The following is an 11846-nucleotide window of genomic DNA, read 5'->3' on the forward strand; positions in this document are numbered from 1 at the left end:
GCCCGCGCTCGTGGCCAGCGCGAGCAGCGCCGCGGCTCCCCACAGGCCGTAGCGACGGAACCAGTAGCGAGCGTGACCGGGCAGGGTTTCGTCCGCGGCGCGATCGACCAGGCGTTCGCCGATGCTGTCCTGCTCGCGCGCATAGCCGGCCATCAGCGCGCGGTCGGCGATGATGTTGACGAGGCGCGGGATACCGCCGGAGCGCTGGTACAGCGCCTTCATGCCGAGACGGGAGAACGGGATGCGCATGCAGCCGGCGACCGCCATGCGGTGGCGCACGTACGTCTCGGTTTCCGCCGCGTCCAGCGGCGTCAGGTGATAGCGCGCGGTGATGCGCTGCGCGAGCTGGCGCAGTTCCGGCCGCTCGAGCATCTCGCGCAGTTCCGGCTGGCCGAGCAGGATGATCTGCAGCAGCTTCTGCGTCGGCGTCTCCAGATTGGTGAGCAGTCGCACCTGCTCGAGCGACTCGGTCGAGAGGTTCTGCGCCTCGTCGACGATGAGCACGACGCGCAGGCCCTGCGCGTAGGCGTCGAGCAGGAACGCGTTGAGCGTGTCCGTGAGCGCCTTGAGGCTGCCGCGCTGGCCGTCGATCGGGAGCTTGAGCTCCTCGCAGACCGTCTCGACCAGTTCGACCGGCGACAGCTTCGGATTGAGGACGAGCGCGATCCGGGTGTTCTCGGGCAGCTGCTCGAGCAGCAGGCGGCACAAGGTCGTCTTGCCGGTGCCGACCTCGCCGGTGAGCTGGACGAAGCCGCCGCTGCCGCCCTTGCCGATGCCGTAGAGCAGGTGCGCGAGCGCGTCCCGGTGCCGTTCGGACAGGAAGACGTAGCGGGGATCCGGGGTGATCGAGAACGGCGGCTCGCGCAGGCCGTAATACTCAAGATACATGCGACTACTTTACCCGACGGGGCCATGGCGACGCCCGGAACGGGGCGGCAGCGTGCTCCGCGGGCGCGGCGACCGGCCGGGGCAGTACCTGCGCGAGCGACGCAAAGTGTGACGCAAATCTCATTTACCTGCCGACCGCCCGGGAGGCGGCCTTCGTACGGCGCAGGCGACAGCCGGTCATCGCCACGGCCGCCGATCCCGTGATGGGTGACATTGGCAACCCACGACGACGACGCGTACATGCGCACCGACGCGGTCCGGCGACGTCAGCGGGACCGGCGGCCACGCGTGCAGTGCGACGTCATCTTCCGCGACGCTCCGACACCGCATGGAGCACGTTCAGCGCGCGATCTTCGCGCGCAGCGGACGCGCTTGCCGCGGTGCGTGCAGTGCATCGCCGGAGAACAGCGCAATGGCGGTGTGCGCCACCTGGCCGGTGTCGTAGTACGCGTACGCCCCGACGCCGAGCGCGCCGACCACGGGCAACCAGCGCGTGATCCCCCGGCCGACGAGGCGCTTGGAAAGGCTGAGGCCGATCTTCGCGGCGACCTTCTCGATCAGCCGCAACGGCACGTCCTGGACCAGCAACCGCGCGCCGACCTGCACGCCGACGTCGCGTAGCGCTTGGGCGGCGGCGTGGCGGAACAGGCAGTACAGCATGTGCGAGCGCGTGAGGTCGGCGCCGACACCGTAGACGGCCGCGATGTCGGCGACCATCTGGCGCTGGATGCGCCAGATCGCGACGAGTTCGGGCACGATCGTGATCCAGCCGAGCGGGCCGGGCGGCAACGCGAGCGAACCGGCGGCGAGCGCGGCCTTGTTCGCGGCAGCCGAGGCGATCGCGCGTGCGCGCTCGTCGGGCGTACGGCTCGCGTGTTCTTCGCTGTCGGGAACATGCCCGGCGACGTCGAGCACCGCGCGCGTGAGGCGCTCGCGGAACCCTTCGGCCGCCGCATCGACGCGACGGGCTGGAACGTGGCGGGTCATCGACACCTCCGCGCAATCGTGCGCACCAGTCTCGCACGCGCCGGCTGTACCGGCGGCGACGGGTTCAGTCGAAACCGTCCGCGAACACCGCGTCGCCGGCCCGCAGGGTGCCGACGACGAGCAGGCGTGGCGCATCGGCGGGCGGCGGATCGAGCGGTGCGATCAGCGCGACCACGCCGCCACTGAGCGTGTCGCCGCCGTTCCATGCACCGGTCTGCTCGACGATCGCTCCGGGCACCGCGCCGGCGAAGAAGGTGTCGGCATCGATCGCATGGCCGGCGGGGTCCTCGAACGTCGCGCCGGTCGCGTCGAGCGTGAGGGCGAGCACCGACAGCCACGGCCGCATGACGCCCTCGACCGGGCCGCCCGCGCGCGCATCGGTCGCATCCGGCGCACCGCGCAATCGCGCGCGCGTCGCCCAGCGCTGGCCGCGGCGATCGAGGTAGCCGCGAAGTTCGACCTGGCGCGGCTGCGCGATGCCGCTCGCGTAGATCGCATCCTCGTCGCGCAGCTGGGCGGCGCGACGCACCGTATTGCCGAGCAGCGTCACCGTGCCGTCCGAACCCGGTTGCACGTCGGCGGGATCCACCGGGCCTTCGAGCCGGATCATCGGCGCGTCGAATTGGATGCCCTGCGCCGCGAATGCGCCGCCGTCGCCGAACACGCCGTCGACTTCGAGCGCCGCGCCCGGCACGAGGTCATCGGCGCTGCCGTAGCGGAACTCGGTGTCGGCGTCGTAGCTCACCGTGTACGGACCGAACGTGAAGCTGGCGCCGGTGACTTCGCCGACGAGGCCGGTGAGCGCGCCGAGCGCGCCCGGCGTGCCGACCGGCATCGGCGTGACGCAGGCGAGCCGCGTGACGCTGTCGAGCACGCTGTCGGCGTCGAAGCCGGTGATCCCGTCGGCGCGGATTTCGACGTACTGCCCGAGCGCGGGCGCGTCGCCGCAGTCGATCGGCGTAACGCCCGCGAGGCTCACGCGCTGCGGGCCGATCGAGATTTCGTCGATGCTGGTCGCGCTGACGTAGCCGGAGAGCAGCCAGCGCGGCGTCGGCGTGGGCAGGTATTCGACGAACGAGGCGAGCAGGCTCGCATTGCCGTCCACGTAGCCGCTCACGTCAAGGTGGTCGCCGAGCGCGACGTTGCCGATCGCACCGCCCGGAACGCCGGTCAGGTGGGTATCGGCGGTGACGGTGACCTCCTGGCCGAGCACGCGCAGCGGCGCGGTCGAGGTGACCGGCCCGCGCACCGCATACGAGAACACGACCGTCTCCGCCGCGGGCACTCCGCCCGCTGCCCTCGCCGCGGCGTAGCGCGCTTCGACGCGCAGGCCCGGCTTGTCGGGCAAGGAGGCTCCCGGCGACAACGGCACGTCATCGACGACCACCGCGGTCGTCGCGTCGACAAGAACGGAGTGGCCGTTGATGTCGAGGACACCCTCGGCGGCGACGGCATTCGCGCCGATCGCGCCCAAGGCGGCACCGAGCAGGCTGGGGAGAACCCGGAAGAAGGAGATTCGCATGGGGTCATTGTGACCGTTCCCGCGCACATGCGCATGAGTGGTGCGCGCGGCACGGCGAAGCGCCCTGGCGGAACGGGTTTCGCGATCGGAGCTGCGCTGTTGGCCTTCACGAGGGCCGCGGGCGCACGGTGGGGCCCTGCTCGTCCTCGCCGTGCCCGCGACGAGGTCGCCGAGCCGGAAGCCGAGTGCGACGCGCTGCTTGAACGCAGCCATGCTGCACACGGGCCGGTCCGCGCGGTGAACTGCGGGGAAGCCCCGTTGATCGTCTTGCGCGCGGGTCGGCAGGCCCCGTGCACGCGTTCGCGCAGGTGTTCGAGGATCGGCTGTGCAAACGGCGCGCCCTTCGGAACGTGGGCGTCGCCACGCGGGTCGCGGCAATTCGCGGCGCCGCCGTCAGTGCGTGCCGACGACGACGATGGTCTTGCCCGACACCTCGATCATGCCCTGTTCCTCGAGCTGCTTGAGCACGCGGCCGACCATTTCGCGCGAGCAGCCGACGATGCGGCTGATTTCCTGGCGCGAGATGCGGATCTGCTTGCCCTTCGGGTGGGTCATGGCGTCCGGCTCGTCGATGAGGTCGAGCAGGGTCTTGGCGACGCGGCCGGTCACGTCCATGAAGGCGAGCCGGCTGACCTTGCGCGAGGTATGCAGCAGGCGGTTGGTCAGCTGCGAGCCGATCGCGAACAGGATCTTCGGGCACTCGTCGCGCAGGGGCCCCTCGAACAGATTGAACATGCGCTCGTAGCCGATCTCGGCCAGTTCGCACGGCGTGCGCGTGCGCACCATGACTTCGCGCCTTGGCGTTTCGACGAACAACCCCATTTCACCGATGAACTCCCCGCGGTTGAGGTAGGCGAGGATCAGCTCGCGGCCTTCCTCGTCCTCGGACGAGACGGTCAGCGAGCCATCGATCACGTAGTAGAGGATGTTGGCCGAATCGCCGGGCCGGATGATCGCGGTCTTGCTCGCGTAGCGTCGGCGGTGGCAGGCGCCGAGGAACCGCTCCATCGCGGCGCGATCGGGCGTGAGCATCGGCGGCGCCTGGACGCGATTGATCTCGCGCTGCAGGTTGTAACGGAAATCGGCGATCTTGGCTTGCGCTTCCATTGGGTCCCCTCCGCGCGGTTGGCCCGCGGCGGTCGTGCTGGCCATGGCGGAACGCACGGGGGTTCCATGCGTTTGCGAGCCCGCCGGGGGGCCGGATGATTCATCTTATTGCAATTTGTGTCGCGCGTGGCGACACGCGGCGGGCGAACGGGTCCGTACGCCGCGCGACGGCCCCGTGCATCCGGTTTCATCATGCTGTCGCTTGGCCCATAATCCGCCCCCTTGGCGGGGCTCCGCGGAACTCCGCGGCGGCCCCTTCGCTCGTTCCCGCTTTCGAGGTAGTACGCCGTGGTCAAACCGATCCCGCGCCTGCAGCTGCAGGGTTTCAACAACCTGACCAAGGCGCTCAGCTTCAACATCTACGACATCTGCTATGCGGTGTCGGAAGACCAGCGCCGGCGTTACATCGAGTACATCGACGAGCAGTACGACTCGGACCGCCTCACGCAGATCCTCACGGACGTCGCGGAGATCATCGGTGCGAACATCCTCAACATCGCCCGCCAGGACTACGACCCGCAGGGCGCGTCGGTGACGATCCTGATTTCCGAGCACCCGGTGGTCGACAAGCTCGGCAAGGACGTCATCTCCGACGCCGTCGTCGCGCACCTCGACAAGAGCCACATCACGGTGCACACCTATCCGGAGACGCATCCGCACAACGGCATCGCGACGTTCCGCGCCGACATCGACGTCGCCACCTGCGGCGTCATTTCGCCGCTGCGCGCGTTGAATTACCTCATCGACAGCTTCGAGTCCGACATCGTCACGATGGACTACCGCGTGCGCGGCTTCACGCGCGACGTGAAGGGCCGCAAGCATTACATCGACCACAAGATCAACTCGATCCAGGATTACCTGGCCAAGCACATCCGCCAGAAATACGAGATGTTCGACGTCAACGTCTATCAGGAAAACATCTTCCACACGAAGATGCACGTGAAGGACTTCGACCTCGACACCTACCTGTTCGAAGCGAACGCCGACGATCTTTCCTTCAAGGAGCGCCAGCGCATCGAGCAGCTGCTCAAGCGCGAGATCGAGGAGCTGTTCCACGGGCGCAATCTGATGTGAGGCGAGGGCTGGGGCTGCGAAGCGCAACGTACCGCAGGGTCTGCTTTCAGCCCTGGGTCCTCAGCCCTAGATTCGGTAAGCCACCGACTTCATCACCCGCGATGCGAACCGCATCAGCGACGGAATCGGCGTGGGCAGCGTGATCGCGCCCGCGGCGAGCGCATGGTCGGCATGGCGCGCTTCGTCGTCCTTCATGCGCGCGACGATCGCGCGGCTGCGCGCGTCGCCCTCGGGAAGCGTCTGCAGGTGTTCGCCGAGGTGGGCTTCGACCTGGCGTTCGGTCTCGACGACGAAGCCGAGGCTGACGCGGTCGCCGACGAGGCCGGCGCCGGCGCCGATCGCCCACGCGCCCGCGTACCAGAGCGGGTTGAGCAGGCTCGGTCGGCTGCCGAGCTCCTCGAGGCGCTCGCCGCACCAGGCGAGGTGATCGGTTTCCTCGGCCGCCGCGGCGAGCATCTGCCTGCGCAGCGGCGTCTCGCGCGCGACCGCGGCCTGGCCGAAGTAGAGCGCCTGCGCGCAGACCTCGCCGACGTGGTTCACGCGCATGAGCCCGGCCGCATGCCGGCGCGCACGCTCGTCGAACGCGGGGTCGGCGAGATCGCCCGCAGGCGAGGGCTGCGACGCGGCCGGCTTGGGCACGGTCACGGTTTCGAGCGCGCGTCCGACCTCGACGAGCAGGCGATCCAGCGGCGACAGCGAGCGTTCGATCATGGCGTCATTGTCGGGCGAAACGCGCCGCCCTTCCATCGCCGCGACACTACGTACCGGCGCGGTCGAGCTGCCCGGCCAGCAGCGTGAGCGGGTGCAGCACCGGCAGGGCCGATGCGCGCGCCCTGAGCCCGTTGCCGAGATGGATGCGGCAGCCGATGTTCGTCGTCAGCAGGAGGTCGGGCGCGAGCGCGTCGGCCTGGTCGAGCTTGTGTGCCCGCAGCCGGTCGGCGAATGAGGGGTGCTCGATGAAATAGCTGCCGGCGGCGCCGCAGCAGCGCGGTTGTTCGGGGAGTTCGAGCACGGTGAGCTGCGGCACCCGCGCGAGCAGCGCGCGGATCGCGCCGAGTCCGCCGGCGACGTTGGCCTGGGTGCAGGGCAGGTGCAAGGCAGCGCGCCGCCCGAGTGCGCGGAAGCGCAGCCGGGCGAACCCGGCATCGGCGGCGAGAAAGGCATGGACGTCCTCCACGGCGAGCGCCGTGCCGACGGCGACCCGGTCGCGCAGGTCGCCATGGCAGCCGCTGCTGCAGCCGACCACGACATCGGCTTCCGTCACGAGCAGTGCGCGCCGCGTCGCGGCGGCTTCCCGTGCGGCGGCGTCGACGAAGCCGCCATGGCGCGGCAGCGCGCCGCAGCAGTGGCGATGAAGTTCGGTCACGCGATGGCCGGCCGCCTCGAGCAGGACGCGCGCGGCGGCGAGCGTGTCGGCCTCGTAGACGCTGCCGACGCAGCCACGGAACAGCGCGATCGAGCGTCCAGCGGCCGCCGCCGGGCGGGTAGGCGCGATCCTGAGCCGGGCCGGAGCCGCCGGGATCGTTTCAGCCATGCGGCGCCAGCACGACGCCCTGGGCAGGGCGCGCGCGAGCCGAGGCAGCCAACGTCCTGCGCCCACCGCCGCGCCGAGGCGGGCGAACCGAGCCCGCAGGTGCGGCGCGTGCAGCCACCGGCGCAGACGCCCCGGCGGCGTGGCGGCCACCAGCGCGGCACGCGTCTGCACGAGGAGGTCGTCGTAACGGACCTGCGAGGGGCAAACCTTCTGGCAGGACAGGCAACCGAGGCAATGGTCGAGGTGCGCGACCAAGGCCTCGTCCGGGGCGAGTCGCCCCTGGGCCAGCGCGCGCGCGAGCGCGATGCGCCCGCGCGGCGACTCGGCTTCGGTCCGCTCGAGGCGGTAGGTGGGGCAGTGCGGCAGGCACAGGCCGCACATCACGCACTGGTCGGCCAGCGTCGCCACGCCGGGGACGGCGCGGGATACGCCGGATGCGGGTACGGACATGCGTTCCATGCTATCATCGCCGGCTCGCACCGGATGGCGCGCCCGCTTGCGGGCCGGCGGCGCATCCGCTATTCTCCCGCGCCCTCATTTCCGACGGCCCGGTTTCATGGGCCCAGCCAGAGTCTTACCGATATGAAAACGATCAGCGCCAAGGCTGAAACCGTCAAACGCGACTGGTACGTGGTCGACGCCGCCGGCAAGACCCTCGGCCGCCTGTGCACGGAACTCGCGCATCGCCTGCGCGGCAAGCACAAGACGATCTACACCCCGCACGTGGATACCGGCGATTACCTCGTCGTGATCAACGCGGAGAAGATCGCCGTGACCGGCAACAAGATGGAAGACAAGAACTACCATCGCTTCACCGGCCACATCGGCAACCTCAAGACGACCTCGCTGAAGGACATGCTCGCGCGCCATCCCGAGCGCGTGATCGAGATCGGCGTGAAGGGCATGCTGCCGAAGAATCCGCTCGGCCGCGCGATGTACCGCAAGCTCAAGGTCTATGCCGGCCCGAACCACCCGCACACGGCGCAGCAGCCGCAGGTGCTCGAGGTCAAGGCCTGAAATCCGAGCCCGTGCCTGCCGGCACGGACTAATCCACGAAGCTGAAGAACAGACACATGGCGATCCAGCAGAACTACGGCACCGGCCGTCGCAAGTCCTCCGCAGCGCGCGTGTTCCTGCGCAAGGGCAGCGGCGCGATCACGGTCAACGGCAAGGCCCTCGACGACTTCTTCGGTCGCGAGACCTCGCGCATGATCGTGCGCCAGCCGCTCGAGCTGACCCAGAACCACGACAAGTTCGACGTGCTCGTCACGGTCGAGGGCGGCGGCATGACCGGCCAGGCCGGTGCGATCCGCCTCGGCATCGCGCGTGCCCTGGTCGAGTACGACGAGACGCTGAAGTCGCCGCTGCGCAAGGCCGGGTTCATGACCCGCGACGCGCGCGAAGTCGAGCGCAAGAAGGTCGGCCTGCACAAGGCCCGTCGCGCGACGCAGTACTCCAAGCGCTGATCGATCATCCCGTTGCCGCCGATGGCGGCAGCGGTGGGCCCTCGGGCCCGGGGATGGGAGCCGGCTCAGACGGCATCACCGCGGCTCCCGCCACATCCCGCCCCTATTGGGGGATCGTCTAACGGTAGGACAACGGACTCTGACTCCGTTTATCTAGGTTCGAATCCTAGTCCCCCAGCCATAAAGATCAAGGGCTTAGCGGAAACGCTAGGCCCTTTTTCTTTCGGCGGGGACATTGGTGGGGACAGTAGCAGACAGCAAAAAGGCCCCTCTCGGGGCCTTTTCTTGCAACGGGACCGACTTTCATTCAGCCGCCCTTGGTATCGCTCTCATGCCTCATGGTATGTCCTCCCGTCGACATTCCTGAATTCATCGACGAATCGAGCTTAGCACTTCTACGCGTTCGAATTGTGAACTGATACCGCCATCGCAACGACCTTGCTCGGCGGTAGCGCTGTGATCGTTACATTGCTGCTTTCACCTGGATTCAGCACCACACTTCGATCAATTGTTATCGACGGCCTGCTTTCATCAGACGTAGGATCAACGTGGATGATTTGGGTAGTCGAGTTCACGAATTCAAGCTCAGCCCGCTCGATGAATCTATTCGCTCCACTGAAGTCGGGGCGAGAAGCGGGCTCCCATCCTTCAAACATGTATTCGTACGTCAACTCACCGGCTGGAGGGATCTCCAATTCGATGTCGGTGCGATACTCATTGCTGCTCGCTGTGAGCAGGCAGACATTTGGCAATAGTTCAACGCGATCGCCGTAGTTGCCATCACCATCTCTCGACCGCGTTTGAACGTAGAAGACCTTTCCAAGCGTCCCGATAACCCCTGCTGTTGCTGGAATGCTGATCTTCAGGGGCATTGTCTGCCTATAGGTATCATGCTTCATGGTGTTGACGATGCACATCGACATAGTCGCAATTGTGCGTAGAAATTTTCCGTCGGCGGAAATCTCGACATATTCGTATTTGAATTTTCCGTTCGTCACGCACGCGCCGAGTAGCATCACCTGTTCTTTCAGATATTTATTGAACTCATGCCCATCCTCTCGCCTCGCAGAATAGAGAAATGCAATCCGATCATCCAAAGCCTCCTCTTCGGGCCGACGAACGGAGGCGAGGAATGTGAAAGCTCCTAGGAGGGCGAAGGCGACGATTCCTGCAAGCACCGCATCAATGAAAGAAAATACCTTCTCGGGCGCCAGACTAAGATGATCTACATGGAAGAATGCCCCGGCCGCGTAATATGCGAGGACGGTCAGCACAATTGATGTGACGATTGCCCACATCAGGGGCTTCGCGGCCTTTTTGACGCTTGGGGGCAAGTTGTTCCAGCGGTCTCGAATCGGAACCCGCTGGGTCACAAGAGCCGCAGCCATACCCACCAAGACCGCCACAGCGATCCAGGCAACAATATTCGTCATCATCTATCCCCGAAGAGGTTGAAGTTTCTCTCTACCCTTCCGATAAGCCTGCCAGAGCGGCGCTCAGACGTCTGTAGGAAATTTCCTACAAGCCATCGACAGCTCCCACTCCCCGGAAATTCGCGGTGAATCTTTCGGGCCCCTAGGGTAGGCTCCAGCAATCGTAGTAGTACGGGAGAGTGTTATGCCGGTGTACGACATGGCCGCTGGACAGGATGCTTGGAATGCTTGGCGGGCAGCCGTTGCGGAGGAGAGCCGTCAGATCGACTTGGTGCACAACGCAGTGAAGTCGAAGGCCGCGCCAGAGATGATTCGTGCGTACCATGAAACTTTGTTCGCCGCGCACAATCGTTCGATGGCCGCCTACGACGACCTTCAGAAGTTCCGCATCGCATGAAAATCGCAGCTATCATCGCGCTGCTCCTCACGTGCTCCAGTGTGCACGCCGGGATCGTGACGGGCGACGGTCTTGCAGAGTCGTGGCATGCGTGGAAGCGCGTGCGGGACGCTGGTGAGAGCGGGCACACGACAGGGCTTGAACAGGCGAAGGTGTACTGACCCCGACGTCCCCCGACTTTGAGTAGCACTACGATCTGGAGTCCAATCCCACCGAAGAGGAGATTGGACGCAAAGAAGCGTTTCAGCGAAGAGCAGATCATCGGCTTCCTGCGTGAGGCGGAGGCCGGCGTGGCGGTGAAGGACCTGTGCCGCAAGCACGGCTTCAGCGAGGCGTCGTACTACCTGTGGCGCAGCAAGTTCGGCGGTATGAGCGTGCCGGAGGCGAAGCGGCTGAAGGAGCGGGAGACGGAGAACGGGCGGCTGAAGAAGCTGTTGGCCGAGCAGGTGCTCGAGAACGAAGTGATCCAGGACGCCCTGCGAAAAAAGTGGTGACCGCATCGGCGCGCAGGGAGCTGGTGCGGCAGACGGCGACCCAAGGACTAAGCGAGCGCCGCGCGTTGGCGGTGGCAGGCATGAGTGCGAGCGCGTTGCGCTATTCGCCGCGCCCGGATCGGAACGTGTTCGACCGCACGGCCGACAGTCGCGTGATCAAGTGCCTGACGATCGTCGACGACGCCACGCACGAGGCGGTCGCGATCGAGACGGAGCGTGCGATCTCCGGCCACGGCGTCGTCCGCGTGCTCGAAGGCCTGGCGCTGAGCCGGGGATTGCCGAAGGCCATCCGCACCGACATTGGCAAGGAGTTCTGCGGAAGTACCATGGTCACGTGGGCTCACGAGCAAGGCGTGCTGTTGCGCCTGATCGAGCCGAGCAAGCTCGAACCCGGACTCTAGATCCGACCGCTACTCAAAGCGGGGGGGACGTCGGTGTAAGAACCTGGCGGAAAGCTTCCGATCGAACCTGGTCGATTTTCCAGCCGAACACGCAGAAAATCGGATCGTCTACGTGGACTCCTTTCAGCCGGACAGTGTTTTGATCACCACTGCGCGTTACCTCCGGCTCGGCAAATGCATATTGCAGTGTCACAAGGTCCAGCACTGGCATTGATGATGATCGCGTCTTGCGCTGTTGGATGTTCAGGCGTCAGAAACGGATTCTCTGGATACGCCATGGCCGGGCCGTAAGCCACCGCCGTGATCAGGGTCAGAAGTCTCGCGACCCGATGCTTGGGCATGCGGACTTCCTCCATGGTCGTTCCCGCGAAGAGCAGCGACGGCGACAGCAATTGCGCAACTCCTCCCGCCATGCCTCCTCGGCGATTCCAATCATTGTGGCGCTCGAAAACCATGTGCCGGCAAGTAGAAGATGCGCGAATTGCAAGAACGGCGATGCCTGTCAGTTCGCGATGCTCTGCGCTCGTGTAATGACCCAGCGGT

General features: G+C 66.4%; 12 protein-coding genes, 1 tRNA gene and 1 pseudogene. 6 read left to right on the top strand and 8 right to left on the bottom strand.

Annotated elements, in window-relative coordinates:
- The 4 genes from ACTHK2_RS14325 to crp form a co-directional block, all read right to left on the bottom strand.
- Positions 1 to 888 (bottom strand): ExeA family protein (locus ACTHK2_RS14325; RefSeq protein WP_440246399.1); only part of this gene is annotated, 888 nt, incomplete at its 3' end.
- Between the two features lie 339 nt (positions 889 to 1227).
- On the bottom strand, positions 1228 to 1875 hold the full coding sequence (locus tag ACTHK2_RS14330; protein WP_440246400.1) for a hypothetical protein: 648 nt from the start codon (positions 1873 to 1875) through the stop codon (positions 1228 to 1230).
- A gap of 64 nt (positions 1876 to 1939) precedes the next feature.
- The gene (locus tag ACTHK2_RS14335; protein WP_440246401.1) at positions 1940 to 3397 is read right to left on the bottom strand and encodes a DUF5666 domain-containing protein; all 1458 of its coding nucleotides are present in this window, start codon (positions 3395 to 3397) and stop codon (positions 1940 to 1942) included.
- A 393-nt stretch (positions 3398 to 3790) separates the two neighbouring features.
- Entirely contained in the window at positions 3791 to 4405 is a 615-nt protein-coding gene (gene crp / locus ACTHK2_RS14340) for a cAMP-activated global transcriptional regulator CRP (protein ID WP_414650076.1), read from the bottom strand.
- Positions 4406 to 4792: 387 nt separating this feature from the next.
- Here crp and speD point away from each other — a divergent pair, with 387 nt between their 5' ends.
- Positions 4793 to 5578 (top strand): adenosylmethionine decarboxylase, encoded by a 786-nt coding sequence (gene speD, locus ACTHK2_RS14345; protein ID WP_182530829.1) that lies wholly within the window; start codon positions 4793 to 4795, stop codon positions 5576 to 5578.
- 66 nt (positions 5579 to 5644) lie between these two features.
- Here speD and coq7 read toward each other — a convergent pair whose 3' ends face one another.
- Both coq7 and ACTHK2_RS14355 read right to left on the bottom strand, forming a co-directional pair.
- Positions 5645 to 6289 carry a 2-polyprenyl-3-methyl-6-methoxy-1,4-benzoquinone monooxygenase gene (coq7, locus tag ACTHK2_RS14350; protein WP_440246402.1) on the bottom strand — a complete coding sequence of 215 codons (645 nt, stop codon included), beginning with the start codon at positions 6287 to 6289 and terminating at the stop codon, positions 5645 to 5647.
- A 46-nt stretch (positions 6290 to 6335) separates the two neighbouring features.
- Positions 6336 to 7571: a (Fe-S)-binding protein gene (locus tag ACTHK2_RS14355; protein ID WP_440246403.1), complete on the bottom strand. Its 1236-nt coding sequence runs from the start codon at positions 7569 to 7571 to the stop codon at positions 6336 to 6338.
- Between the two features lie 123 nt (positions 7572 to 7694).
- Here ACTHK2_RS14355 and rplM point away from each other — a divergent pair, with 123 nt between their 5' ends.
- From rplM to ACTHK2_RS14370, 3 genes are all read left to right on the top strand, one after another.
- Positions 7695 to 8129 carry a 50S ribosomal protein L13 gene (rplM, locus tag ACTHK2_RS14360; protein WP_182530832.1) on the top strand — a complete coding sequence of 145 codons (435 nt, stop codon included), beginning with the start codon at positions 7695 to 7697 and terminating at the stop codon, positions 8127 to 8129.
- 56 nt (positions 8130 to 8185) lie between these two features.
- Positions 8186 to 8578 carry a 30S ribosomal protein S9 gene (gene rpsI / locus ACTHK2_RS14365; RefSeq protein ID WP_440246404.1) on the top strand — a complete coding sequence of 131 codons (393 nt, stop codon included), beginning with the start codon at positions 8186 to 8188 and terminating at the stop codon, positions 8576 to 8578.
- Between the two features lie 107 nt (positions 8579 to 8685).
- Positions 8686 to 8759, top strand: a tRNA-Gln gene (locus tag ACTHK2_RS14370).
- 214 nt (positions 8760 to 8973) lie between these two features.
- Here ACTHK2_RS14370 and ACTHK2_RS14375 read toward each other — a convergent pair.
- On the bottom strand, positions 8974 to 10011 hold the full coding sequence (locus ACTHK2_RS14375) for a hypothetical protein (RefSeq protein WP_440246405.1): 1038 nt from the start codon (positions 10009 to 10011) through the stop codon (positions 8974 to 8976).
- 184 nt (positions 10012 to 10195) lie between these two features.
- Here ACTHK2_RS14375 and ACTHK2_RS14380 point away from each other — a divergent pair, with 184 nt between their 5' ends.
- On the top strand, positions 10196 to 10408 hold the full coding sequence (locus tag ACTHK2_RS14380) for a hypothetical protein (RefSeq protein WP_440246406.1): 213 nt from the start codon (positions 10196 to 10198) through the stop codon (positions 10406 to 10408).
- Positions 10409 to 10632: 224 nt separating this feature from the next.
- Positions 10633 to 11285 (top strand): annotated as a pseudogene (locus ACTHK2_RS14385) (transposase); the annotation flags it as partial.
- Positions 11286 to 11446: 161 nt separating this feature from the next.
- On the opposite strand, the gene ACTHK2_RS14390 reads toward ACTHK2_RS14385, so the two are convergent.
- A partial coding sequence (locus ACTHK2_RS14390) for a hypothetical protein (RefSeq protein WP_440246407.1) occupies positions 11447 to 11846 on the bottom strand: 400 nt, incomplete at its 5' end.

It is taken from the genome of Dokdonella sp. (assembly GCF_051958935.1).
Lineage (GTDB): Bacteria > Pseudomonadota > Gammaproteobacteria > Xanthomonadales > Rhodanobacteraceae > Dokdonella_A.

What these genes read in the sequence shown, in the direction of transcription:
- rplM (WP_182530832.1), top strand. Translation starts at nt 7,695, where the DNA reads ATGAAAACGATCAGCGCCAAGGCTGAAACCGTCAAACGCGACTGGTAC.
- crp (WP_414650076.1), bottom strand. Translation starts at nt 4,405, where the DNA reads ATGGAGCGGTTCCTCGGCGCCTGCCACCGCCGACGCTACGCGAGCAAG.
- rpsI (WP_440246404.1), top strand. Translation starts at nt 8,186, where the DNA reads ATGGCGATCCAGCAGAACTACGGCACCGGCCGTCGCAAGTCCTCCGCA.
- coq7 (WP_440246402.1), bottom strand. Translation starts at nt 6,289, where the DNA reads ATGATCGAACGCTCGCTGTCGCCGCTGGATCGCCTGCTCGTCGAGGTC.
- ACTHK2_RS14355 (WP_440246403.1), bottom strand. Translation starts at nt 7,571, where the DNA reads ATGGAACGCATGTCCGTACCCGCATCCGGCGTATCCCGCGCCGTCCCC.
- ACTHK2_RS14375 (WP_440246405.1), bottom strand. Translation starts at nt 10,011, where the DNA reads ATGACGAATATTGTTGCCTGGATCGCTGTGGCGGTCTTGGTGGGTATG.
- ACTHK2_RS14380 (WP_440246406.1), top strand. Translation starts at nt 10,196, where the DNA reads ATGCCGGTGTACGACATGGCCGCTGGACAGGATGCTTGGAATGCTTGG.
- ACTHK2_RS14335 (WP_440246401.1), bottom strand. Translation starts at nt 3,397, where the DNA reads ATGCGAATCTCCTTCTTCCGGGTTCTCCCCAGCCTGCTCGGTGCCGCC.
- ACTHK2_RS14330 (WP_440246400.1), bottom strand. Translation starts at nt 1,875, where the DNA reads ATGACCCGCCACGTTCCAGCCCGTCGCGTCGATGCGGCGGCCGAAGGG.